Source organism: Desulfotomaculum defluvii (assembly GCF_054657375.1).
This window is the reverse complement of record NZ_BAAHYV010000007.1, coordinates 41,697-67,180: the sequence shown is the minus strand read 5'-3', so window position 1 is coordinate 67,180 and position 25,484 is coordinate 41,697. Positions and strand designations below refer to the sequence as shown.

26 protein-coding genes are annotated in these 25,484 nt (G+C 43.2%); 1 reads left to right on the top strand and 25 read right to left on the bottom strand.

Annotated elements, in window-relative coordinates:
- Positions 1-45: 45 nt before the first annotated feature.
- The 4 genes from glyS to recO all read right to left on the bottom strand — a co-directional run bounded on the left by glyS (position 46) and on the right by recO (position 4,575).
- Complete coding sequence (glyS, locus tag ACYQ03_RS07375) at positions 46-2,133, bottom strand: glycine--tRNA ligase subunit beta (protein WP_459908876.1); 2,088 nt, start codon at positions 2,131-2,133, stop codon at positions 46-48.
- On the bottom strand, positions 2,126-3,013 hold the full coding sequence (gene glyQ / locus ACYQ03_RS07370; protein ID WP_459908874.1) for a glycine--tRNA ligase subunit alpha: 888 nt from the start codon (positions 3,011-3,013) through the stop codon (positions 2,126-2,128). Before glyQ ends, glyS begins: the two co-directional genes overlap by 8 nt.
- Before the next feature lie 309 nt (positions 3,014-3,322).
- Positions 3,323-3,772, bottom strand: coding sequence for a DUF4342 domain-containing protein (locus tag ACYQ03_RS07365; protein ID WP_459908871.1), 450 nt, complete (start codon positions 3,770-3,772; stop codon positions 3,323-3,325).
- 29 nt (positions 3,773-3,801) lie between these two features.
- Positions 3,802-4,575, bottom strand: coding sequence for a DNA repair protein RecO (gene recO / locus ACYQ03_RS07360; RefSeq protein ID WP_459908869.1), 774 nt, complete (start codon positions 4,573-4,575; stop codon positions 3,802-3,804).
- A 143-nt stretch (positions 4,576-4,718) separates the two neighbouring features.
- Here recO and ACYQ03_RS07355 point away from each other — a divergent pair, with 143 nt between their 5' ends.
- Positions 4,719-5,141, top strand: a complete 423-nt coding sequence (locus tag ACYQ03_RS07355; RefSeq protein ID WP_459908868.1) for a ferritin-like domain-containing protein — start codon at positions 4,719-4,721, stop codon at positions 5,139-5,141.
- A 110-nt stretch (positions 5,142-5,251) separates the two neighbouring features.
- Here the strand turns inward: ACYQ03_RS07355 and ACYQ03_RS07350 are convergent, their stop codons facing one another.
- From ACYQ03_RS07350 to ACYQ03_RS07250, 21 genes are all read right to left on the bottom strand, one after another.
- Positions 5,252-6,409 (bottom strand): S-layer homology domain-containing protein, encoded by a 1,158-nt coding sequence (locus ACYQ03_RS07350; RefSeq protein ID WP_459908866.1) that lies wholly within the window; start codon positions 6,407-6,409, stop codon positions 5,252-5,254.
- 101 nt (positions 6,410-6,510) lie between these two features.
- The gene (gene era, locus ACYQ03_RS07345) at positions 6,511-7,419 is read right to left on the bottom strand and encodes a GTPase Era (protein ID WP_459908865.1); all 909 of its coding nucleotides are present in this window, start codon (positions 7,417-7,419) and stop codon (positions 6,511-6,513) included.
- 130 nt (positions 7,420-7,549) lie between these two features.
- Complete coding sequence (locus tag ACYQ03_RS07340) at positions 7,550-7,951, bottom strand: cytidine deaminase (protein ID WP_459908863.1); 402 nt, start codon at positions 7,949-7,951, stop codon at positions 7,550-7,552.
- A 92-nt stretch (positions 7,952-8,043) separates the two neighbouring features.
- Positions 8,044-8,490, bottom strand: coding sequence for a diacylglycerol kinase family protein (locus tag ACYQ03_RS07335; RefSeq protein ID WP_459908861.1), 447 nt, complete (start codon positions 8,488-8,490; stop codon positions 8,044-8,046).
- A gap of 155 nt (positions 8,491-8,645) precedes the next feature.
- Complete coding sequence (gene ybeY, locus ACYQ03_RS07330; RefSeq protein WP_459908860.1) at positions 8,646-9,107, bottom strand: rRNA maturation RNase YbeY; 462 nt, start codon at positions 9,105-9,107, stop codon at positions 8,646-8,648.
- Entirely contained in the window at positions 9,088-11,247 is a 2,160-nt protein-coding gene (locus ACYQ03_RS07325) for an HD family phosphohydrolase (protein WP_459908859.1), read from the bottom strand. The genes ybeY and ACYQ03_RS07325 overlap by 20 nt, the downstream gene beginning before the upstream one ends.
- Before the next feature lie 36 nt (positions 11,248-11,283).
- A complete protein-coding gene (locus ACYQ03_RS07320) occupies positions 11,284-12,246 on the bottom strand; it encodes a PhoH family protein (protein ID WP_459908858.1) in 963 nt (320 codons plus the stop codon).
- Entirely contained in the window at positions 12,225-13,511 is a 1,287-nt protein-coding gene (yqfD, locus tag ACYQ03_RS07315) for a sporulation protein YqfD (protein WP_459908856.1), read from the bottom strand. The genes ACYQ03_RS07320 and yqfD overlap by 22 nt, the downstream gene beginning before the upstream one ends.
- Positions 13,511-13,810, bottom strand: a complete 300-nt coding sequence (gene yqfC / locus ACYQ03_RS07310; RefSeq protein ID WP_459908855.1) for a sporulation protein YqfC — start codon at positions 13,808-13,810, stop codon at positions 13,511-13,513. Before yqfC ends, yqfD begins: the two co-directional genes overlap by 1 nt.
- A 56-nt stretch (positions 13,811-13,866) precedes the next feature.
- Positions 13,867-14,313: a hypothetical protein gene (locus ACYQ03_RS07305; RefSeq protein WP_459908853.1), complete on the bottom strand. Its 447-nt coding sequence runs from the start codon at positions 14,311-14,313 to the stop codon at positions 13,867-13,869.
- Positions 14,314-14,324: 11 nt separating this feature from the next.
- The gene (gene floA, locus ACYQ03_RS07300; RefSeq protein ID WP_459910773.1) at positions 14,325-15,290 is read right to left on the bottom strand and encodes a flotillin-like protein FloA; all 966 of its coding nucleotides are present in this window, start codon (positions 15,288-15,290) and stop codon (positions 14,325-14,327) included.
- A gap of 175 nt (positions 15,291-15,465) precedes the next feature.
- Positions 15,466-15,966: an NfeD family protein gene (locus ACYQ03_RS07295; protein WP_459908851.1), complete on the bottom strand. Its 501-nt coding sequence runs from the start codon at positions 15,964-15,966 to the stop codon at positions 15,466-15,468.
- 273 nt (positions 15,967-16,239) lie between these two features.
- Positions 16,240-16,419, bottom strand: a complete 180-nt coding sequence (gene rpsU / locus ACYQ03_RS07290; protein WP_459908849.1) for a 30S ribosomal protein S21 — start codon at positions 16,417-16,419, stop codon at positions 16,240-16,242.
- 129 nt (positions 16,420-16,548) lie between these two features.
- Complete coding sequence (locus ACYQ03_RS07285) at positions 16,549-16,890, bottom strand: histidine triad nucleotide-binding protein (protein ID WP_459908848.1); 342 nt, start codon at positions 16,888-16,890, stop codon at positions 16,549-16,551.
- Between the two features lie 102 nt (positions 16,891-16,992).
- Positions 16,993-18,303, bottom strand: a complete 1,311-nt coding sequence (gene mtaB / locus ACYQ03_RS07280) for a tRNA (N(6)-L-threonylcarbamoyladenosine(37)-C(2))-methylthiotransferase MtaB (RefSeq protein WP_459908846.1) — start codon at positions 18,301-18,303, stop codon at positions 16,993-16,995.
- A gap of 13 nt (positions 18,304-18,316) precedes the next feature.
- Entirely contained in the window at positions 18,317-19,060 is a 744-nt protein-coding gene (locus ACYQ03_RS07275) for a 16S rRNA (uracil(1498)-N(3))-methyltransferase (RefSeq protein ID WP_459908845.1), read from the bottom strand.
- Between the two features lie 3 nt (positions 19,061-19,063).
- Positions 19,064-19,990: a 50S ribosomal protein L11 methyltransferase gene (prmA, locus tag ACYQ03_RS07270; RefSeq protein ID WP_459908843.1), complete on the bottom strand. Its 927-nt coding sequence runs from the start codon at positions 19,988-19,990 to the stop codon at positions 19,064-19,066.
- Positions 19,991-20,213: 223 nt separating this feature from the next.
- Positions 20,214-21,332 (bottom strand): molecular chaperone DnaJ, encoded by a 1,119-nt coding sequence (dnaJ, locus tag ACYQ03_RS07265; protein WP_459908842.1) that lies wholly within the window; start codon positions 21,330-21,332, stop codon positions 20,214-20,216.
- An 80-nt stretch (positions 21,333-21,412) separates the two neighbouring features.
- A complete protein-coding gene (gene dnaK / locus ACYQ03_RS07260) occupies positions 21,413-23,263 on the bottom strand; it encodes a molecular chaperone DnaK (RefSeq protein ID WP_459908841.1) in 1,851 nt (616 codons plus the stop codon).
- A gap of 56 nt (positions 23,264-23,319) precedes the next feature.
- Entirely contained in the window at positions 23,320-23,898 is a 579-nt protein-coding gene (gene grpE, locus ACYQ03_RS07255; protein WP_459908839.1) for a nucleotide exchange factor GrpE, read from the bottom strand.
- A gap of 15 nt (positions 23,899-23,913) precedes the next feature.
- Positions 23,914-25,482 carry a TCP-1/cpn60 chaperonin family protein gene (locus ACYQ03_RS07250; RefSeq protein WP_459908838.1) on the bottom strand — a complete coding sequence of 523 codons (1,569 nt, stop codon included), beginning with the start codon at positions 25,480-25,482 and terminating at the stop codon, positions 23,914-23,916.
- Positions 25,483-25,484: the final 2 nt, after the last annotated feature.

Sequence of the window (25,484 nt, the reverse complement as noted above, 5' to 3'; positions counted from 1 at the left end):
GGAATAAATCCTACTTTTTATTAATATTTTTTTATCTTTTTTATATTACTTTGATTCAACCACAATTTTACTGAAATCTGCCACACTCATACTTAGATCAACCAGTTTTCTCAGGAGGGCTAGTCGGTTGATTTTTACCGCCTCGTTTTCTACCATCACCATTACGCTCTCGAAAAACGTATCTAGGGGCTTTTGAATTGTAGCAATCTTTTGTAGGACAGCAGCATAATCTTTCTGTGCTAGTAAAGGTTTTATTTCATTTTCCAGGTTCTGGAGCAGGTTAGATAGTTCTTGTTCTGCTGGATGCTCTAGATGAACTTCCTGAACTAGGGTGGGGGTTGCATGTTTGGCCAGATTATTAGCACGGTTAAAGGCTGTCATTAAGGCATCAAAAGCAGGTAATTCACGGAAGGAAGCCACTACCAAGCCTCTATCTACCACATCTGCAATATCATCGAAACCTACGGCTAGTACTGCATCGACAGTATCGTAAGATAATCCCCGATCACTGAGAATACCCTTGAGTCTTTGTTTAAAGAATTCTTCTATTTCTACGGTTACTTGAGCTAGGTCGTATTTGAGCTCCACAGCTTCCTGATAACCCTGATAGGACCACTGGATGAGTTCCTGCAAGGACAGGTGAATTTTGCCCTCAATTAGTATGTGGCATATCCCCAGGGCTTGACGACGCAGGGCGTAGGGATCTTGGGAACCAGTGGGTTGGATGCCAATGGCAAAGCAACCTACAATGGTATCCATTTTATCGGCTAAGCTCAGCACACTGCCTGACAAGGTTTCAGGTAAGATATCCCCGGCAAAACGGGGCAGATAATGTTCAAAAATTGCTTCTGCAACCTCTGGTGACTCACCGTTGCGCTGGGCATATTCACGGCCCATTTCACCCTGCAGTTCCGGGAATTCGTAGACCATATTGGTAACCAGATCGGCTTTAGCTAGCAGTGCTCCCCTTTGTATAATTTCCCTTTGTATCTCATTGCCTCCCAGTGCTTCTGCCAAGTGGTCTGCCAAAGCACCAATGCGATCAACTTTGTCTGCCATTGAGCCTAAGCCCTCAAGGAAAACAACTTTTTTCAAACCATTTACTTTATCAGCCAAGGGTTGCTTCAAGTCTTCCCCAAAGAAGAAAGCAGCATCAGCCAGACGAGCACGCAATACCTTTTCGTTGCCAGCTGTAACAATTTCTATATATGCATCGGTACCGTTTCTTACAGCAATAAATTTATTTAAAAGTTTTCCTTCATTACTAATCACAGGGAAATAACGCTGATGCTCTCGCATAGGGGTAACCAAAACTGCTCCAGGCAGTTTTAAATAGTCTTGGTCAAAGGTGCCACAGAGAGCAGTGGGCCATTCAATAATATTAGTGATTTCATCCAGTAGGTCCTCATCCTTCTCTACCACGCCACCTTCCATGGCAGCCAGTTCCTGTACCTGTTGCCAGATGATTTGTTTCCGCTCAGCAGGATCAATAAGCACATAGGCAGCCCGGATTTTACTGAAGTAGTCACCTGGATTTGCAACAGTCAGCTCGCCTGAGGTCAAAAAGCGGTGACCATAGGTAAGACGATCAGATGTTAGATTGGCCAACTGGAAGGGTACAGTATCGTCGCCATAAAGGGCCAGCAACCAACGGATGGGACGGGCAAAACGAAGTTCCAACTGCCCCCAGCGCATGGGTTTGGGAAAATGAAGCCCGGTTATCAAGTCGGGACATATTTCCGACAACACTTGAGCAGTTGGACGACCCTCTTCCCGCTTAATGGCATAGAGATATTCTACTTGTCCGATGCTGCGGACCACTAAATCTTCCAGGGACACCCCTTGGGATCGAGTAAAGCCTAAAATGGCTTTGGTGGGGTTGCCATCCACATCGTAGGCTGCCTTTTTGGCAGGACCCTTGACTTCTTTTTCTAATGCAGCCTGATCTTCGGCCAAATCTTTGATAAAAAGTACCAATCTACGTGGGGTACCGTAGGTTTGGATATCTGTATAGGGTATTCTTTTCTCTTGCAAGGTTTTGGCAGTAAGTTCCTTTAGTTGGGTTAAAGCCGGACCTAAAAAGCGGGCAGGCATTTCTTCAATCCCGATTTCTAATAAAAAGTCTTTAGCCATTGATATTGCCCCCTTTCTTTAACAGAGGAAATCCTAATTTTTCACGTTGCTCCACATAGGCATGGGCACAGGCTCTGGCCATCTGTCGCACCCTGGCAATAAAACCCTGTCTTTCAGATACACTAATGGCACCTCTAGCATCCAATAGGTTGAAGGTGTGGGAACATTTTAAAACATAGTCATAGGCTGGCAATACCAGATCCTTTTCCAAGATGCGGTTAGCTTCGGTTTCATACATGTCGAACAGGTCAAAAAGCATTTCTGTGTTGGCAACTTCAAAGTTATAACCAGACTGCTCCACCTCATTCTGATGATAAACATCCCCGTACTTAATATCACCAACCCAAAGGATATCGTAGACGCTGTCTTTCTGTTGAATAAACATTGCTAGTCTTTCTAGGCCATAGGTAATTTCAGCACAGACCGGGTGACAATCAATACCACCGCACTGTTGGAAATAAGTAAATTGAGTTACTTCCATTCCATCTAGCCAAACTTCCCAGCCTAAGCCCCAGGCACCCAGGGTGGGGGATTCCCAGTTGTCTTCCACAAAGCGAATATCGTGCTTGTCTGGATCTATACCAATGGCTCTCAGTGAATCCAAATAGATAGGAATAACATCATCTGGAGAAGGTTTTAGGATAACCTGGTACTGGAAGTAGTGCTGTAAACGGTTAGGATTTTCCCCATATCGGCCATCAGTAGGCCGGCGTGAGGGTTCCACATAGGCCACCCGCCAGGGTTCAGGACCCAATGCCCTGAGAAAGGTTGCCGGATTCATGGTGCCAGCACCCTTTTCTATATCATAGGGTTGTTGAATGATGCAGTTTTGCTCTGACCAGAATTTATTCAGAGTCAATATTAGTTCCTGGAAATTCAATTGATTTTGCCTCCTTTTTTAGATATAAATATAAAAACTCCCGTCCCTGACATGATGTCAGGGACGGGAGCATTTCCCGCGGTTCCACCCTGTTTGGCTGAACATACAGCCCACCTTAATTGTTTGCAGGATTTACTGACCTATAATGGCTTTCCCCCTGCCGCTCAGGAACCCCCATATACGGTCTGTATTACCGGCTTTCACCACCCCGGCTCGCTGCAAATCAGTAATCGTATACTTTTTCCCTCATCGCAAGTTTTTCAATTATACCCAAAAATCTATCAAAATGCTAAGATCTTGTCAATAGTTTTAGTGTTTCGTATCATTTTCATTGTAGTTATCTTCAGGTACCTCTACCTCTGGTTCCCAAGTATCTTTTTCTTCTTGAAACTCTAGGCGGTAGTTATTGGCTAGGCCCGCGATCGTCCCCAGAGCACCGACGATTAATATGGGGGTACTGGCCATTGCCCCCAGCACACCTAATGCTCCGATGGTAGCTGGGAATTCAACAACTGTATTATCATCCTTTTTAACCTTAACCTTGGTCTTTTGACCTTTCTCAAAGATGGTTTTAAATTGACCCATAAACTCATTGCTTTTACCGTGTAGCTTTTCATTCCAATGCCTATTTTTTTCTTCCAGTTTTATTAAGGCCTCAACAACATCGCCCCCAGCCATGTCCAGGGCCTCCTTTGCTTCCTTGTAGCTAACGCCCAGCCGGGCTCGAAGAAGGTCAATCTTTTCCAGTTCACTGGTCACTGCATGATACCTCCCCATAATCCTTTGTATTACATATTAGTACCCCTGCCTGGGATAGTTTTATACAGACGATCCATAAATTCTGTAGTCTTCAATCTTTTTTCCAAATGATATTCTATATACGTTCTTAATAACATATGGAGCTCTCTTTTTAAGGCTTCGGGTACTTTTAGCTGATGTAGTTTTGTTAGTTCCCAACGATAGATTGTTTTTAATATTTCAATGGTACCCCTACTAAATTTCATAATTTGTTTTTCCAGGCCCGCACATCCCTTACATAGCAGACCTCCTTGCTGGGGCCCAAAGGAAACCTTTGTGTCCTGGATTTCAACATCACAAAGGCTGCAGTGGTTTAACTCTGGCTGCAACCCTGAATAGCCCAATAACTTTGCCTCAAAGGCCCTTAGAATCATTCCTGTCTGGCCGCCAGCAGCAATCAGGTGCAGAGTGCTATAAAACAAACGGAAAATACTTTGGTTCGGTTCTTCCTCTGCCGTAAATCCATCTATTAATTCAGCTACATAGGCTGCAGCTGTGATCCGATCCAGGTCCAGTCTTAGCTCAGAAAAACCCTCCCTTAGCTCAGCCTGACTGATGGAATCTAATTCTCTCCCCCGGTGCAACATAAACTCGGAAAAACAAAAGGGCTGAACAGCACCTCTTTTGCGACTGTTGGGTTTAGCCGCTCCGTGAGCTACAATTCTTTGCTTCCCTTTTTGAATAGAGTATACGGTTAAAATTTTGTCGGCTTCTCTCATATCCCGAGCTTTTAACACAATGGCATCGATTTTATAAGTTTTCACGAATCACCCTGTCACCTTTCTGGTGTTACAACTTGATTAAACTAGTTTTATTATAACGCATTTTGTTCTTTATCTTATAGACATCTGGGCACAATAATAATGGCGTGGCCTGATTAAACTTTAATCTACAAGGAGGATTTGAAATGGAATTTATTACTGAAAACCAATATGGGGTTACCAAAGGAACCGCCGTAGAAGAACATGTGGATAAAAACTTTAAGGGTGAAAATTTCGAAGTAGGTTGGTACCTAGCTGTTGCTAAAAACGCCCAAAGAGAAGGGTACCCTGAAGTTGCTGAGGTTTTAAAAACTGTTGCCATGGAGGAAGCTTGGCACGCTGCCCGCTTTGCTGAATTAAATGGTGAAATTTCTACCAGTACCCGTGAAAATCTCCAAAAGGCCATTGCTGGCGAAACTCTGTCAAACAAAATGAAAAAGGAAGCCGCTGGCATCGCAAAGCAGAACGATATCGACGAGGCCCATGATTTCTTAGACGAAGCTGCTAAGGACGAGGCACGTCATGCTAGAGCTTTAAAAGGTCTATTGGATAGATATTTTCCTGCCTAAATAAGTATATGCAGAAAAAGTAAGCGAGGAGCACTTGCCGATAAATAATTAAGCCACGTAATAAACGTGGCTTAATTATTTGGGAGTATATTTTATAGGGGGATTGGAGATTAGGCATTAGTGGTATCGTCTTCAGTATTATCTTCCTCTTCATTAGAGGTCTCATCTTCGGTAGTGGTTTCCTCTACCGTTTGTTCAATTTTAACAGCCAAACCATCTGTGTTGGTCTCAACATTAACTTCAGTACCTTCAACTAGGTCCGATAGTTCTGCTAATTCACCGTTGATGTATACTTCTACATTTTCTGCTAGCTCAATTTCCTGAGCATCTTCTCCAGATCCAATTTTTATTATCTTTTGACCATCTACAGTTTCCACACTTTGGAATGTATCGATATCTTCAGTTTGTTCTTCAGTTAGTACGCGATCAATTAATGCCGCAATCTGGGCTCTGGTTACAGCACTATTAGGATTCAACTTTCCATCAGGACCACCGGCAACGAGTCCTTCTTGATAAAGAGCCATCACATAGCCAACATCTTCGGAAGAAACCAAAGTTCCATCTTTAAAAGGAAGATTAGTGGTGTCTACAGGTTCTAAGCCAATTGCTTTGGCAAGCCAAATCATTGATTGAACGCGGCTGGCCTGTACACCTGAATGGAAACGATTAAGATTTACAATACCCTCAGCTTCGGCCTTTGCCACAGCACCCTTGGCCCAATCAGGAACACCCTTCAATTTTTCTTCTGTGGTTTCAGCTTCTTCAATATTGTTTTCATCTATATTTGTATCTGTAACTTGGGTATCATTGATTGTTGTTTCAGTTGTTTCAGCCTCGTCCTGTAGCTCAATAACCCTTACTAACATGGAAATAACCTGGTCTTGTGTTACAGAAGCTTCAGGGTGGAATGTGCCATCAGGGAAACCAGAGGCAATACCCATTATTTGCAATCTTTCAATGGGCCCCTTTGCCCAATGGTTATTGTTAACATCTTTAAAGGTTTTAACTTCATGTTTTGTTTTTATGTCATTGCTAGATTTTTTTACTGTATTACCATTGTTTGCATTAGTGGCTTTAGTTTCTTTAGTTTGTTCACTGTTATCATTGGTATGACTGTTATTTTTTTGAACTTGGCTGGTGGATGGCTTGCTACTTTTTTCTGAGGAGCCCTTTCCATTTCCGCCTGGTGCTGCATCCGCCATAGCACTTCCGGCTAGTAAACTGCCAGCTATGGCTAGTGAAATCATGCCAGTTCTAAGTTTGTTCACTGCTAACACTCCTTGTTGGTATTTTTTTCTTGTATTATTAAGTACGGCATGATTTTTAGTTTTATTAGGGTTTTCTAATAGGTATTTGGTCCCGTTTTTAATTAGTCTTGTTCCATGAAGCCAAAATTCCTGATATCGGTCATTTTATTACGCCAATCTTTTTTCACCTTAACCCATAATTCCAGAAACACCTTGGAACCCAATAGGTTTTCAATTTCTTCCCTGGCACGACGTCCTACTTCCTTTAGCATATTGCCGCCCTTACCGATTAAAATAGCCTTTTGAGAGTCCCGTTCCGTATAGATAGTCGCATTAACTGCCACGACGCCATTATTGCGTTCTTTGACTTGTTCCACTACCACTGCCACCGAATGGGGAATCTCTTCACTGGTCAGGTGCAATACCTTTTCCCTAATAATCTCCGCCATAATAAACCGTTCTGGACGATCGGTAATCATATCTGCCGGGTAATATTGAGGGCCTTCGGGCAAGTATTTGATGATAGTATCCACCAATTGATTGACATTCTCCCCAGCCATAGCAGATACCGGGATAACTTCGGCAAAGGGCAATAAATCCTTGTACTGTACAATTCTTTCCAAGACCTTTTCTTTTTGAATCAAATCTATTTTATTCAACATTAAAAAAACCGGAGTTTTCACTCCCTGGAGTTGCTCAGCAATATAGTGGTCACCAGGTCCCGGGGCTTCATTTGCTTCTACCAAAAATAGCACCACATCCACTTCCTTAAGTGCCCCCAGGGCAACATCAACCATATACTCACCAAGTTTGTGTCGTGGTTTATGGATGCCAGGCGTGTCTAAAAATACAATTTGGGCTTCATTTCTACTCAGTACCGAGTGAATCTTATGCCGGGTGGTCTGGGGCTTGTCCGACATGATAGCTACCTTTTGACCAACCAGTTTATTTAATAATGTCGATTTTCCAACATTGGGTCGACCCACTAGGGCCACAAAACCCGAGCGATATTCTTCGGGTGTATTAAGCATATATTTCCTCCTCGCTTGCTTATGGGTATTTCTTTGGGGTCTAGCTATTAGCTATTAGCCTTTTAGACTAATTGCTAACAGCTAATAGCTAATGGCTAATGACTAATGACTAGACCCGCTAGACTATCCCTTAAGTCTCCATATCTTCTGCAGTAAAAAAACCAGGCAGTAGTTCTCCTACAGTGGTGGTTATGTACTGCCCTTTAAGGTTCGCCATATGTACCTTCATATCACCATTAAATTCCGCCATGACCTGTCGGCAAGCACCGCAGGGGCTGCAGACGGTGGGGACATCGGCGATGACTGCCAGAGCCTCAAATTCTTTATGGCCCTCAGATACAGCTTTAAAGATGGTCGTGCGTTCGGCGCAGCAGGTAAGGCCATAGGACGCATTTTCTATATTACAGCCGGTAAAGATCTTCCCCTCTTTAGTTACCAGGGCAGCTCCGACTTTAAATTTGGAGTAGGGCACATAGGCACTTTCTCTAGCCTCTCTGGCCATCTCTATCAGTTTTTCCGTTGTTATTGTCATTTAAACAAACCTCCTTCTTAAAGCTTATAGGTATTTCTTTGGAGTCAGCCTTTAGCAATTAGCCTTTAGCCTTTTAGACTAATTGCTAACAGCTAATGACTAATGGCTAATTCGATCTTCGGCCATAGTATGAGGTAAGCAACAACCATCGAATTCAGGGCTAGCAGTAATACCGCTCCCGCTGCACAGTCTTTACTTATCTTGGCCAGGTGGTGTTGCTTGGGGGATGCTAGGTCTATGGCTGCTTCGATGGCTGTATTGATACACTCTGCTGCTAGCACCAGAAAGATAGCAAAGATAATATCTACCCATTCTTCACTGGATATCCGCAAAAAAAGGCCCACTGTTACCACCAGCAGGGTGGCAACCATGTGAACCTTCATATTTCTTTGGGTTTTTAAGACGTAATAGATACCAGCCAGGGCATAACCAAAGCTTTTTAGGAAACTCATAGGAAAACCTTCCATTTCATTCCGTGACCAAGGGTCATGGGCGATTATTATAAAAATACACTCAGCCATCAGTTTTAATATGGTCATGCACGACCCCTGTGTCGTTCCGGATTAGGAAAGGTAAAAAGCTGGATTAGACCTAGTCTTATATTTTCATCAGTGGTTTGTGACCAAGGCTCATGTTCCACAGCCTTATCAAGGGTACCTTAAAGCTGAAGGCTGATGGCTGATGGCTTTTTTATTTACCTGTTAATCTTAAGAAGGTTCATGATGGCTTCTTCCTTCTCCCGCATGACTTGTCGATCTTCTTCTGTCATATGATCATATCCCAATAAATGTAAAGAGCCATGGGCAGTTAAGTAGGCCACTTCCCTCTGGAAGGAATGTCCATATTCCTCGGCCTGGCGCTGGGCCGTGGGAAGAGATATAACTATATCCCCCAATAAGTCTTCTGCATCTTCGTCTTCTGGCATATCTTCTCCTTCATTTAAGGCAAAGGATAAAACATCTGTAGATTTGTCTATACCTCTGTATTCTGCATTTAAACTACGGATATAATTGTCATCAACAAAGATTAACCCAACTTCTGCATCTGTGGCATATCCCTCTGAGTTAAGGGTTTCGGTCACTACAGATTCTAATAGTTGGAGTAGTTCATCATTTACAGCTATCTCTGCCTGTAAATTATTTACGAGAACCGCCATGCCGAGTTTTTCTCCTTTCCATTTCCTGTTTCATGTCAGGATACTCAATTCGGTTATGAAAAATACCTGAGAGTACCCGCAGGAAGGTATTACCAATTGCATCCAAATCCTTTAGTGTCAAGTTACATTCGTCCAATTGTCCATCCAACAAACGGTCTTTAATAATTTTACGCACTAGACCCTCTACCCTACCTGCCGTTGGATTTTGCAGGGAACGAACAGCAGCCTCAATATTATCTGCCAGCATAACAATGGCAGCTTCTTTTGTTCTTGGCTTTGGCCCCTCGTAGCGGAAATCCTCTTCACTGATAGATTCTGCTCGATCTCCCTCCATAGCCTTGTGGTAAAAGAAACTAACTAAACTTTTGCCGTGATGCTGTTCAACGATATCAGTAATTACCGGGGGGAGTTTATTTTCCCGGGCCATCTCAACACCGTCTTTGATATGTGAGGTAAGGATTAGGGTGCTTAAAGTAGGTGCTATTTTATCATGGGGGTTATCGCCGCCCAACTGATTTTCAATAAAAAAATAGGGTCTTTTCATTTTACCAATATCATGGTAATAAGCACCCACCCGTACAACCAGAGGATCAGCCCCTACACTTTCTGCAGCAGCTTCGGCTAGATTACCTACTAAAATGCTGTGGTGATAAGTACCGGGTGCCTCAAGCATTAACTTCTTCAACAGTGGGTTGCTGGGATTAGATAGTTCAAGCAAGCGAACGGATGATGTAATACCAAAGCTAGTTTCCAGATAGGGTAGGGCCCCATTGGTCAGAATGGAGGATAATAAACCATTGGCAATACCAAGGGAAAGGGCAGAGGTAACCAGCAGGTACCAGGGCAGTCCTGAAATGAGACCAACCACTGCAATAATTGTTACACTAGCCACCCCTACGTAAATCCCTGCACGTACCAAGTCTCCCCTTTGACTTAACTTAGAGACGCTGTAAACTCCGGTAACTCCACCCACAAATCCGACCAAGGCAAAGTGAAACTGGTTACCAGACATAACACCCAACAATAAAGCTAGGCTCATTACCAACAGCATTGCCAAACGTGAATCCAATAGAATGGTGATTAACATTCCTGCCGCAGCTATAGGAGCCAAATAACCAAATAAAGCACTGAACTCTGGCCACTGACTGATGTTGATAGCCATAACAGCTCTGGAAACTACAAGGGTTATCAAGGCAACGATACCGATAAGATTTAAAAAACTACCTCTGCGAAAAATCTCCTTATTGTGGATATAAATGTACCATAATACCAGAGCCATCAACAAAGCTACCAGTAAACCAGTACCAACTATAGTGGTAAAGGTATGCTGTGGCCTGGATAATCCAAGGGCTTGTAGCTTAGCAATATGATCCTCTGTTACTACATCCCCCTGAGTGAGGATTCTTTCTTTGTACTGAATGCTCACCCGGACAGGTGGCACACTCTCAGCAGCTTCCTGCTGAAGCAACCGATATTTTTCTTCATCAAAATATGCATTTGCCCTTAAAAATTGCTTTATTAACCCTTGTCCTAACAAGCGGTAGGGTTCTGCAAATTGTTTGGCTGCTAAATTTTCCGCAGCACTTTTCTTTGCATCCTCTAATTGACTTGCAGTTATACCTTCTCCTTGATTTAAGATCTCAGAAATAGTAGCTATAATACCTGAGTTCAGTTGATCAGTGCTGGTAGGACTACCCTCAGCCAATTGATTTAGTACTTGTTCAGGCAGGGTAAATGGTATTGCTGCCTTGAGCCGGGTAACTTTCTCGTCTTTCTCGATAGTTCCGTCTGCCTGAATTATCTTTATTTGTTTTAATACATCGTTAATATCCTTACGAACAGTTTCCCTGACTCCCTCATTGATTTCAGGTACCTTCGGAACCTTTTCTATTGCTTTTCGGCGTTCTTCGGCAGTTTTTTGCTGGTCAATATAAACAACTGCTCTAGGTGCATAGATAGTTGAAGGAGAGATTTGCCCAACTTGTAAATTAACCTTTTGTGGCACAAACTCAAAGGAAACCAGTAGTGTGAAAATAAGGAAAAATAAAAATGCTGCCGAGTAACGTTTAAAACCATTATTTTGAACAAGATATTTAAGACCTTTGATAAGGCCTCCTCCAATTTGTTTTAACGAAAGCATTCGCAATCACTCCCCGGCCTACGGTAAAGGCCTGTCCTACTCCTCAGCCTGCTGTTCGTAAGCTCGGATAATTTCCATAACCAGGGGGTGGCGGACAATATCTGAACCAGTCATCCATTGAAAGGCAATACCCTTTACACCTTCTAACACTTTTTTTGCGTCCACAAGTCCTGAGCTCTGCCCTTTAGGAAGATCCACCTGTGTTATATCACCGGTAATGATCACTTTGGAGCCAAAACCCATCCGGGTTAAGAACATTTTCATCTGCTCTGGAGTGGTGTTTTGTGCCTCATCCAAAATAATAAAGGCATCTTCCAACGTTCTTCCTCTCATGTAGGCTAAAGGTGCTATTTCAATTATATTTCGTTCAAGATATTTTTGTGTATGGTCCAAGCCTAAAATATCATACAAACTGTCATAGAGTGGTCTTAAGTATGGATCAATCTTTTCCTGTAAATCCCCGGGTAAAAAACCTAGTTTTTCTCCTGCCTCCACAGCAGGTCGAGTTAAAATAAGTCGATTGACTTGTTTTTTTCTTAAGGCATTAACTGCCATAGCCACTGCCAGGTATGTCTTACCACTACCGGCAGGGCCAATGGCAAAGACAATGTCATTTTTCCTAATATTTTGGATGTAATCCTTCTGTCCTAGGGTCTTAGGTTTTACCTGTTTGCCCCGGGCTGTGACCAGAACAACATCCTTAGCCAGATTCGTTAAAGCATCTTTAACTCCTGCTTTAACTGCCCTTAAGGCGTAATTAACTTCATGCTTGCCGATACGATTACCAGCGCGGTAGTACTCTAACAGTTGTGAAAAGACTTCTTTGCCCTGCTCGACTTGTTCTGCTGGACCAATAATAGTTACCTCTTCCCCCCTGGCAACCACACGGATTTCCAGACTTTGTTCAATTAAGTTAATATTCTCATCTTGTTTACCTAAAATTTCTGCTGCTGCTTCATTGTCATCAATTACGATCTTTAATTCTGTACGTTCGGCCAAACTTTTTCCTCCTTGGGTGCTTTGAAGGGTTTTAAAACGCCAATTTCTTCAATTGTTTCCACAAAAGCTTTAATACGAATAATATCCTCAGATCTCCCGGTATTCACCGGTTCAAGCCTACGTTCAGCAATTTTGGGGTCCTTGGGTAGCTTCCCTTGAATATCGTTTAAAGCTCTCTGTTCTGCTATTTTTTTAGCTCCAACTTGACCATGATTGATACGTTCTCTAATTTTCTCTAGATATTGCACAGTTCTAATTTCGACGGGAAATTTAATATTCCTCCATTCGGGGACAGTTTTAACAGACTCCTTCATCTCATAATACTGGTAAGGTGCTTTTGGAGGACCTGCTATGATTATTTCCTTAGACCCAAATTTAATACAAATTGAGGTTTTTTGTTTGCCTGACATTTTTTCCACAACTTCTGTCAAAGGGCATTCCCCATATCCTTCATACCAAACCCTTGCCCTTACAAAACCCTTTGCCTGAATATAACGACTGATATATTGGATCTCCTGTGGTTCCTCTCCTTCAGGTAGTGGCTGATTAGAAGGTTCCGGTTTTATTTCCTCTTTGATTTCCCCACTAATTAAAATACTTCCAGGCAATACAGTATCCCCATCTTTAACCATGGCTTGACCATTCAAAACTAATAGTTCCTTGATTAAGCCAGCCTTCCCAGCTACGATATGGGCAGGTCCTTTATTAGGTGTCTCAGCAACTAGCTTTCTTTCAGCAATCTCTATTATGACCTGGGTTCCTTTGATATACACACCGGCCCAGGCTACTGAAGGAAATTTTTCTCGAATAGTCTGTTCAATTAATTTTGCATCTAAATCCCATTTGGCAGTGCCCGGTGTTAAGCCAACCTCAGCTGCAATCTTTTTTATTTCTGCATCGGACAATTTTTCATTGCCAGTAACATTGATAAACCAAACAAAGGAAGATAGAAAATAGAGCATAATTAAAAATCCTATGCCTCCGAGAACCATAAGTTTACGTTTTTTTAGACGATTTAGCACAAAGGGAAAACCCCGGCGCTCGGTAATGGTAAATCCACTTTTGGTAGCCCGAGCAATATGCCTTAGGGGACGAACATCAGAAATGCGCACTTTGACCCGAACCTTGTCCTCACTGACACGGGTTATATCCCACAGAAAGATACCTCTGCTGGCAGCCATGTTAACAAATTTCTCTAGAAACTCCCCTCGGACAATTAAGGATACATGTCCCATTAAAAAAGAAAAAAAGCGCAGAAGTACCATTACCACACCTCCCCTGATTCTAAAAGGGTTAGGGATTTAATTTGTCCTTCTACACAAATTTCGTCTGTCTTAATATTGCGCAGCATTAGGTTTTCACCCGCAATACCTACTTCTCCGTCCCCTGCTTTAATACGAACCTTTTCAGAGGTGTATTCCACAATGCCCCTATGGTTTTCAATAAACACTTGCAGATGACCTACCAAAACAATTTTCGGTAAATCAAGCATAACATCACTGGGTATTTCAAAAAAATCCGAGAATTGTTTTTTAAATTTACGCTGAAAGTCTTTTAAGGACATAAAAATCCCCCTCCTTGGGTTTATGTTTATGCAATCCAGAGGGGGAAAATTACTAGTTATTGGTAGCTTCTTCCTTTTCGTCGAGCCACCGGGGGACCAAGAATTTCAGATAATATGATGCCGTTTTTCAACATTCCGGGTGTAAAATTACCTGACCTCAAGGGATCAAAACCACACTCTTCGTCCTCTTCCATTCTATCTTTTGGCATTTGAACCTTTGGGGCTAATTTCTTGGCCTGTGGTCTTTCCAGCTGTGCCGATATTTCTGGTGTCTCAGCAACGATAATAGGTTCTTTGATTTGGGGTTCCTTGACCTTCTCTGCATGGGTTATACTTTCCTCTAAATCCTCAGACTTAGGTCCCCATTTGCCCCTAAGATCAGGGGGTAAGCGATAATTTGAGGTTTCTTGCTCCTGGGGTGGCAACTGAGTCTGTTTTCTTTTATTACTGGAAAGTACGCTGATGATCGTCCAAATAATAATAATGAGTAATAAGGAATTCATCATTCACACCCTTACTCTGACTTCTTACCCTTTTCTTTTCCATGTCCGTTTCCAGATATGGAATCCCTCATTTTAGTATCGGCCATAATATTTTGCATGTTATAGTAATCCATTACACCCAACCTTCCGGAACGGAAGGCGTCAGCCATGGCCCGGGGAACTTCTGCTTCGGCTTCAACAACCTTCGCTCTCATTTCCTGTACCCTAGCCTTCATTTCTTGCTCCTGGGCCACAGCCATGGCCCGACGTTCCTCAGCTTTAGCCTGGGCAATGTTTTTATCTGCTTCGGCCTGATCTGTCTGCAACTGAGCACCAATGTTTCTGCCAATATCCACATCGGCTATATCAATGGACAAAATTTCAAAGGCTGTTCCTGCGTCAAGTCCTTTAGAAAGAACGGTTTTGGAAATACTGTCAGGATTCTCCAGTACAATTTTATGGGTTCCTGCACTACCTACACTGGTGACTACACCTTCACCTACCCTAGCAATTACAGTCTCTTCCCCGGCACCGCCCACCAGGCGGTCAATATTGGCTCTTACTGTTACCCTGGCCACTGCCTTAAGTTCAATACCATCCTTAGCCACAGCACTGATAACTGGTGTTTCAATTACCTTGGGGTTAACACTCATCTGTACTGCCTCTAATACGTTTCTACCGGCCAAATCAATGGCTGCAGCCCTTTCAAATAGCAGAGGAATATTGGCCCGTTCAGCTGCAATTAGTGCATCAATAACCCTGTCAACATTACCACCAGCAAGATAATGCGCCTCCAACTGGTTTACAGTGACAGTCAAACCTGCTTTATCTGCTTTAATCAATGGATTGACAATCTGGGCCGGTGGAACCCTGCGTAACCTCATTCCTACCAGGGTAAAAATCCCCACCTTTACCCCTGCAGCCAGAGCTGAAATCCACAGTCCCACTGGTATAAAACTGAATATCACCACAACAAGGACAACAATCAACATAACCATAACTAAAAATGACAGACCACCCAAACTAATCAACAATCTTATACCTCCTTTTCTTATACGGTAGTGCTTTAGGGTCTAGCTGTTAGCTTTTAGCTGTTAGCTTTTAGCTTTTAGCTTTTGCTGTTAGCTAATGGTTTATGACAAATGACTAATAGCTAGACCCTAGAAATTATGCTTATAGCGATTTAACAATCACTCTGGTGCCTTCAACCTTGATTACAATGACCTTCGTTCCTGGTGCAACAAATTCACCCTCTGTAACCACATCTACTCTTGCTCCTTCAATAAGGGCTGATCCGGCTGGGCGCAAGGGTGTTGCAGCTACCCCCTCTGTACCCAGAAGTTTTTCATTTTCACGGTTGGGGGCCAGATAACCCTCTTCACGGTTTTGACGGTTGGCTAGGGTAACTCTGCGCCAGAAATTAAACTTTGTGGCCAGCCAAATTCCTCCGACCAGAGCCACCACTGTAATGACCAATGCTAGTGTTAATGCCTGTGTGGCATGAAAAATATCTACGGAGAGTAACAATACACCCCAACCCAAAAGAATAACTCCTACCACACCTGCTACACCAAAGCCAGGAACAAAAAATATTTCCAATGCCAGAGCTAAAATACCCAAGACTAAGGCAAGAGTGGCCAACCAACCAGACATTTGTGCCAGATAAAAAAGCATTATATCACCCCCTTTAGAACTGATACTTTTCTTTTATGACACATCATCTATGACCTAAAGTAACAAATCTATGATGAAAATACATAGACCGTTGACCATGAGCTATAGACCCTTAAGCAAAACATGCACTAATAGACCCATGGTCACAGCCAAATGGCTAAAGATTGATAATTAATTTAGTTTTTTCCCTTATTGCCCGAATATTTTATTATTTTTGATATGCCTAAAAAAATGCTTGGCACATCACTATGCCAAGCATTTTTTTGAAGCTAATTATCTAAAGCTTTTACGTTTACGAGCTGCTTCGGATTTTTTCTTTCTTTTCACACTGGGTTTTTCATAATGCTCGTGTTTGCGTGCCTCAGCCAAAACGCCAGCCTTTTGACAGGACCGCTTAAAGCGCCGGAGGGCACTGTCCAGTGTTTCGTTCTTGCCGACTCTAATTTCCGCCACTCAATTTCCCTCCCTCCGCCAAACCATAAACCTTAATCTAGATCTAACACCAGATATATGAGGTAAAATACTATGTAAAAAATCAATACCACTTAATTATAACGTGACATCTGGTTCTCGTCAATCATTTTAACCTGGAGGCCAATGCATTTGTCGACCACCCAAAAGGTGGAAATGAATATGATAAACCGTCTGACCACCGTCTTCTCCACAGTTAGAAACCAGCCGATAGCCTTTATCCAACCCAAATTCTTTAGCTAATTTGGCAGCTGTCCCTACGATATGTCCCATTAAAGCTGCATCTTCCACACCTAAATCATTCAGCGAAGAAATATGTTTCTTAGGAATGATTAAGATATGAATAGGAGCGGCTGGAGCAATATCTTTAAAAGCAAAGACCTTTTCGTCTTGGTATACAACCTGGGAAGGTATTTCTCCGGCAATTATTTTACAAAAAATGCATTCTTGCACTAGCAAGCACCTCCCCCCACAGACAGATAAATCAAACTATTTTTACATAGTCTTTCCGCAAATTATATTCAACACACCCATTATAATATCCTGCAAGTGTTTTTAAATAATTCTACCTTTTAATATTGAGTCTTCTGCGGTCTCAATTTGTACCTTTACCAGTTCCCCTTGTAAACTTTCCTCACCGGGAAAAATGACCTTAATGTAGGTATCTGTATGCCCTTCCCAAAGCTTATGATTTTTTTCGTGAGGTTGTTCCACCAATACAGTAAGTTTTTTGCCCACCTGGAGCTGGTTAAAACTTTGAGCCAGGTGATTACCCAGTTCGATGAGTCTCTTGCTCCGTTCTTCTTTTTCCTGTGGCGAAACCTGATCTGCCATCTCAGCTGCGGGAGTCCCCTTGCGAGGTGAGTATTTAAACACATGAATGCCAGCAAAACTTGCTTGTTCAACAGTTTTTAACGTGTTTTCAAAATTTTCTTTAGTTTCTCCAGGGAAACCAACTATTACATCACTGGTAATGGCAATACCATCAACTGCTTGATAAATTTTGTTTACCAATTCTAAGAATTGCTTAGTATTGTATCTTCTTTTCATTCTGGCCAAAACTTCATTATCACCGCTTTGCAGAGGAATATGCAAATGACGGCAAACATTTGAGTTTTCTGCTACGGAGTTAATAAGGGCATCATTTATATCATGTGGTTCCACAGAGCCTAGACGAAGTCTCACAAGTCCCGGCAATTTTGCCAAACGATCTACTAGCCAGCCTAAGTCAATGTGCTTGTCTGCAAAATCTTGCCCATAGGCACCAATATGAATACCAGTTAAAACAATTTCTTTAAAGCCTTGTTCAATAAGTGCTGCCGCAGAACTGATTACATTATCAGGTATACGACTGCGCACAGGTCCCCGGGCATAGGGAATAATGCAATAGGCACAAAAGCTATTACAGCCCTCTTGTATTTTTAAAAATGCTCTAGTTTTGCCCTGTTCTGTGGGAACAGGAAGTTCTTCAAAACAATCTATTCCCATAATATCCCTAACGGCATTGACGGGGCCTTTTCCCCTAGCGTAGGCCTCCACCAAATTCACCATTTTGCTTTTATCCTTTGTACCTACAACAAGATCAACACCAGGAATTTCTAAAACTTCTCCTGGAGATGTTTGGGCATAGCAACCAGTTACCGCAATAACTGCCTCAGGATTCTGTTTGGCAGCCCGACGAATAATTTGCCTTGATTTACGATCCCCCATGTGAGTAACAGTGCAAGTATTAATCACATAAACATCAGCATGTTCCTCAAAATCAACAATTTCATAACCCGCTTGCCGAAATAAATCTGTAATGGCAGAGGATTCATACTGGTTCACTTTACATCCAAGGGTATAAATGGCAGCAGATTTTGCCATATTGGAAACCTCCTTAGCCCAGTTCACCAAATTGGTACAGGACCATTGTTAGAGCTGCTGGACCTGCTGTTTCTGTACGCAAGATACGGCTGCCCAATGTAACAAGATGAAACCCCTTTTCTTTTATATGCAGGGCTTCTTCATCCTCAAAGCCCCCTTCGGGACCAATAAAAATGTATACCTCTGGTGGTGCTAAGGGTGTTTGTCGAAGAACTTCCCCCAGGGATTTAATCCTTTCAGCCTCCCAAGGCATCAATACCAAGGCATCAGGGGGAATGTGCTCAAGGATGGTATTCCAGTCACTTAAACTGTGTACCTCGGGTATTACACTTCGACGACATTGTTTGGCTGCTTCCATGGCCACTCGCTGCCAACGTTCATGCCTTTCTACCGACTTCTTTGGATCCAGTTTGACAACCGAACGTGCAGCAGCTAGAGGAATGATTCGGCTTACTCCCAATTCAGTGCACTTTTGGATAATTGTTTCCATTTTGTCACCTTTGGGTAGGCCTTGCACCAGTGTTACCTGAACCTTTGGTTCAGCAGCAACTACCTGCTGTTGTAAAATTTTGCATTGGATTTCCTGTTTGTCAATTTCAACAATCTCCGCCAAATAAACATTACCCCGACCATCTAACAGGGTTAGGGAATCACCAACTACCATCCGTAGAACCCGGCTGATATGTTTTACATCGGGACCACTGATAATAGCAGTATCACTGTTAATTTGTTCGGGTTGGATAAAAAATCGGGACAAACTTTATCCCTCCAAAACACAAAGATAGGAAACCCATTCCCCGTCTTCTTTCCGTTCTAACACTCTAAATCCGATTTGTTCTAATTTCTCACGAACTTCTTCGGCACGGAACTGAATAATACCAGAGGTAATGAAATACCCACCTGTTTTTAAAATCCGGAGTACATCTGGTGCCAGCATAATAATCACATTGGCCACAATATTGGCAATCACAATATCAACCTTATTATTTATTTTGTCCAACAGGTTACCATGAAAAACTTCAACAGTATTTTCTACTCCGTTGCGTTCCACATTTTCCTTTGCTACTTTGACAGCAACTTCATCCAGATCCACGGCTAATACTATGGCCGCTCCTAGTTTAGCCGCTGTGATGGCGAGAATTCCTGTACCCGTACCCACATCTGCCACGTTATCCCCAGCCTGAACAATTCTTTCCAGATATTCCATACACATGGTTGTGGTTGGATGATTGCCACAGCCAAAGGCCATACCAGGATCCATTTCCAGAACAATTCGCGGTTGTTCCGGGGTATAATCTTCCCAACTTGGTTTAACTGCCAACCTTTGGCCAATCTCCACAGGCTTATAATATTTCATCCAGGCTGTGGCCCAATCCTCTTCGGCCACAGGATGACTTTCAAAGACAGGTACTGCTGGCAAAGGCAGGCCTGTTAAACGTTCCTGCAAAAGTACCAGCTTGTCCTCTAAATTTGGTCCTTCGGGCAGGTAGGCCTTAACAATGGGCATCGGCCTATTAAGAACCTCCGGGTCAAACTCGTAATGATCCCAAATATTTGCTTCTATGTATTTATTAATTAGGGCAGGGTCCTCAATGACAACCCCACCAGCACCCAAATCATCAAATATATTACTTACCATGTCAATACCTTCATGGGGAACATGGACAGAGATTTCCAGCCAGATCAATGGGAGTTCCTCCATTCTTTGTAGTGCGACAGCGGGGACGGTTCTTAGTGTCGCATTATCACAGTTTTAAGGGCTATTCTCTGGTGTCTAGCTATTAGTAATTTGCTGTTTTGAGAAAGTTATTATGCGACACCAAGAACCGTCCCCATTGTCGCATGCAGCTAACAGCTAATGCGACAGTGAGAACCGTCCCCGCTGTCGCAAAAAAGCTGATGGCTATATTCTACCCTTTAAACGCATCCTTCATTTTCTCAAATATATTTTTCTCCGAACCCTTTGGAGTTTTTTCTCCACCTACTTTGGAAAACTCTCTGAGTAGTTCCTTTTGTTTTTCATTCAGCTTAGTGGGTGTTACAACTTTTACACGAACATGCTGATCACCGCGACCGCTGCCATTAAGGTAAGGAATACCTTTTCCTCTGATACGGAAAATAGTACCTGTCTGTGTTCCTTCCGGCACTTTCAATTCAGCACTACCATCCAGGGTAGGCACTTCAATATTATCACCCAGGGCTGCCTGAGCAAAGGATAGTTCCATATCACAGACAACTTCGTTGCCTTCCCTACGGAAAAATTTATCCGGCCGCACCATAATATACACATAAAGATCCCCCGGTGGACCACCCCTTAGACCTGCCTCGCCTTCACCTGTGAGACGGAGACGGGAACCCTCATCTACACCAGCAGGAATTTTGACGTGAATATTTTTGGTTTTCCTGATTTGTCCAGCACCCCGGCAAGTGGGACAAGGTTTTTCGATTATTTTTCCAGAGCCATGACACTTATCACAGGTCCGACTTTGCACTATCCGACCAAAGGGAGTATTTGATGCATACTGTACCTGTCCTGAGCCATGACAGGTACCACAGGTTTTAGTATTACTACCCGGTGCGGCCCCAGATCCACCGCAGGTATCACAACTCTCAGTGCGGGGAATTTGAATGTCTCTTTCTACACCAAAGGCAGCCTCTTTAAAGGATATTTCCATGTTAAACCGTAAATCACTGCCCTTTTGGGGGCCGTTACGTTGTCTTCCCATTCCCCCAAAGAACATATCAAAGATATCATTTATTCCACCAAAGTCACCGAAACCACCAGCACCAAAACCTTGACCATCGGTGGCAGCATGACCAAATTGGTCATAGGTCGCCCGCTTTTCACTATCACTTAGTACTGCATAGGCCTCAGCGATCTCTTTAAATTTTGCTTCCGCCTCTGCTTTATCTCCCTTGTAGGCATCTGGGTGGTACTGCCGGGCTAGCTTGCGGTACGATTTCTTAATTTCATCCGCAGAGGCACCTCTGTCAACACCCAGCACCTCGTAATAATCTCGCTTAGCCATGATTCACCACCTTATATTCATAAATTACAGGGGAATCGAGATTCCCCTGTAATTAACACTCTATAGTATATGATATGTTACTACTTATTGTCATCCTTTACTTCGTAGTCGGCATCCACAACATTATCCTTTTCAGCTTGTGCGCCGCCACAGCCTCCGCCAGCACAACCACCTTGACCAGCATCCTGCTGGGCCTGCTGTTGCTTGTAGATATCTGCGGTTAATTCATGCAGGGGCTTAGTTAGTTCTTCTAACTTATTCTTCATTAAATCGATATCGTTGCCGTTCATGGCTGTACGGAGTTCCTCAATGGCTTTTTGTACTGCCTCTACCTTATCTTTTTCAGCTTTATCTCCCATATCCTTAATGATCTTTTCAGCTTGATAAATCATGCTGTCTGCCTGATTTCTAACTTCCACTGCCTCTTTACGCTTTTTATCTTCTTCAGCATATTTTTCAGCATCATTAACCATTCTGTTAATCTCATCGTCAGACAGTCCACCGGTACCGCCAGTAATGGAGATGCTTTGAACAGTTCCTGTTCCCATATCCTTGGCCGATACTGAAACGATACCGTTTACGTCAATATCAAATTTTACCTCAATTTGAGGTACACCACGGGGTGCTGGAGGAATACCGGACAGTTGGAATCTACCTAATGTTTTGTTATCTGCAGCCATCTGACGCTCACCCTGCAGTACATGAATCTCTACAGATGGCTGATTGTCAGCTGCGGTGGAGAAAATCTGACTCTTGGAAGTCGGGATAGTGGTATTCCGGTCAATTAACTTGGTAAATACACCACCCAGAGTCTCAATACCCAAGGACAGTGGAGTTACATCCAGCAACAATACATCCTTCACTTCACCAGACAATACTCCGGCTTGGATAGCTGCACCTAAAGCCACACACTCATCGGGGTTAATACCCTTATGAGGTTCTTTACCCAAGAATTTGCGGATAGCTTCTTGAACAGCAGGAATACGTGTAGACCCGCCCACCAACAGGATTTTATTTATTGCACTGGTATCCAGACCGGAATCTGACAGGGCTTGACGGGTGGGACCCATGGTCTTTTCTACCAGATCTGCAGTTAATTCATCAAATTTTGCTCTACTAATGTTGATATCTAAGTGTAAGGGGCCATCGGCACCTACAGAGATGAAGGGCAAGTTAACATTGGTACTAACAACACCAGAAAGTTCAATTTTTGCCTTTTCAGCAGCTTCCTTTAAACGCTGCAGGGCCATTTTATCCTTGGCTAAATCAACCCCAGTTTCTTTCTTAAATTCAGCCACCAGATAATCGATGATACGCTGATCAAAGTCATCACCACCCAGACGGTTGTTACCGCTGGTTGCCTTTACTTCAAAGACGCCGTCACCCAGTTCTAGAATAGATACGTCAAAGGTACCGCCACCCAGGTCAAATACCAAGATGGTTTGGTCGTCTTCTTTATCTAAACCATAGGCCAGAGCTGCTGCAGTGGGTTCATTGATAATGCGAAGAACTTCCAGCCCAGCAATCTTACCAGCATCTTTGGTTGCTTGACGTTGGGCATCACTGAAATAAGCGGGCACAGTAATTACAGCCTGGTTCACTGCCTCGCCCAAATAAGCTTCAGCATCGGCCTTGAGCTTGCCAAGGATCATGGCAGAAATTTCTTGGGGAGAATAATCTTTGCCATCTACGTTAACCTTGTGATTGGTACCCATGTAACGTTTTATTGATTGAATGGTGCGATCGGGGTTACTAACAGCCTGACGTTTAGCAACTTGGCCTACTAGTCGTTCACCCGTTTTAGAAAAACCTACCACCGATGGGGTGGTTCTGGCTCCCTCAGCATTAGGGATAACAACTGCTTCGCCACCCTCCATTACTGCAACACAGGAGTTAGTGGTTCCTAAATCAATACCTATTACTTTTCCCATTGTTTTTTACCTCCTGAGAAAAAATTATCTTTAAATTAAGTATTAAAACTCTCTGTCTATGATGTAGCCACTTTCACCATCGAAGGGCGAATGACTTTTCCCTTTAGATAATACCCCTTGCGGAGTTCTTCCACCACCGTATTTTCTGGTTCGCCGGTGTCTTCAACCTGCATCATGGCTTCATGAATATTTGGGTCAAACTGCTCACCCTTAGCCGGAATTATAGTCAAACCTTCCGTAGAAAGAACTTCATTGAGCTGACGGAAAATCATTTCCACGCCGCTAACAAATTTCTCTCCTCCGTCACCAGCAGAGGTCAAGGCCCTTTCAAAGTTATCAAGAACTGGTAGTAACCCGTTAATGAGTTGTTCAGAACCAAACTTTATCAGGTCCTCTCGTTCTTGACGGGTGCGTCGACGCAGATTTTCAAAGTCTGCCTGCAGTCTGAGAGCCCTGTTGTAGTTTTGTTCAGCCTCCTCAATCTTTGCTTGTAGCAGTTTTTTCAATTCTTCTGGATCATCAGGCAGATTAACTGCAGATTCAGTAGTTTCTTTAACAGTATCTTTAATATCTTGGGGCTGTTCCTCAGTCCCTGTTGCAGTTTCTTGACCGTTCTTGATTTGCTCCTCGGTCACTGTATCACCTCTTTATTATGCTTCCTGCCCGCCACCTTCACCGGCAGGTTTATAATCCTTCATTTTTATAATGGTATCAATACGCAGGATGGCTTCGGCAATTTCACCGGCAGCCTTGATGGCGTGGATTTTCACTAGGGCTGGATCTATGACACCTAATTCATACATATCTGTAATTTCTCCGCTGTCACAATCCACTCCTAAAGAAATTTTACCCTGCTCCGCTTGGGCTGCCAAAACATCACCCAATTTCTCTAAGGGGTTGAAACCTGCGTTGGCCACAATTTGTGCCATGGGACGACGTAGTGTCTCGGCCACGCAACTGATCCCATAGGCAGTCATGCCTCGGGTGCTTTCCCGGGCCCTTTCTACTTCCCGAGAAACAGCCAATTCCAAAGATCCTCCTCCTGGCACCACTCCGCCTTTCATGGCGGCTTGTAGTGAGCTGGCAGCATCTTTGGCAATTCTTCCCCTTTCACCTACCACTTCCTCGGTGGCAGCTCCCACTAAAACCGTGGCCATTGGTTTGCCTTTACCTTCCATAATCCAAACCTGCTCTAACTTTTCATCCACCAGAACTTCTTTGGCATGACCTAGATATTTTTCCAACTCGGTAATGTCTTTTTTCAGGCTGGTTCTCTTAATAATCCTGGCCCCGGTATGTTCCGCTGCTCGACGTAATTCTTTATTGAGAACCCTTTGAACTACCATCATACCCGCATCGGTAAATAATTCTTCGGCGGTATCATCTACACCACGATCCACCAGCACCAGACCTACACCAAGATCAATAATTTTTTGAAGATTTGTTCGGAATTCTTCTTGTAATGCCAGATAGCGTGCAAAACCAGACTCGGTACTGAGGGCTTCGTCCTCAATTACTTCCGGTTCTAGGGCATCATCAATGACGAGAACCTTTAAATTTTTTAACTGGCTGGGCATTTGTTTGTTCATGGTTTCTTTATTGATAATAACGCCCATGAAAACCTGATTATTTGCCCCTTCCTGGGATATAATTGTATCGGAAAGTCTAAAGTTTCTTTCAACTAGTTTTTCTTTACCAATTAAACGGGCGGCTTCTACTACCAAATCTGCAATATCTTGATGTTCTCTACCCGCCACTAGAGCCACTTGTTTAAGCCAAGGATGATCTATATTATCTAAAGGTACAGCTTGTTGTTGCATAACCTCCAATGCCCTTCTAACACCAGAACGGATACCTTCAATAACTCGGGCCACTGGAACTCCTTTAACCACCTGTTCAACACCAACACTAACCAAAGCTCCAGCCATCACTGTGGCTGTGGTGGTTCCATCACCTATTTCTTCCTGCTGGGATTTAGCAATATTAATTACCATACGAGCTGCCGGGTGATTAGCCTCCATCATGGTTAAAATGGTAACGCCGTCGTTAGTAATGACCACTTCACCAAATTTATCAACCAACATGGTATCCAAACCCTTTGGTCCAAGGGTTCCTTCAACAGCCGCAGCAATGGCCCTGACAGCATTGGAATTGGTTAAAAGAGCAGCTAATTTTTCATTAATCTCGGCTCCTTGGCTTGCCTGTTGTTTAAGACTCACAG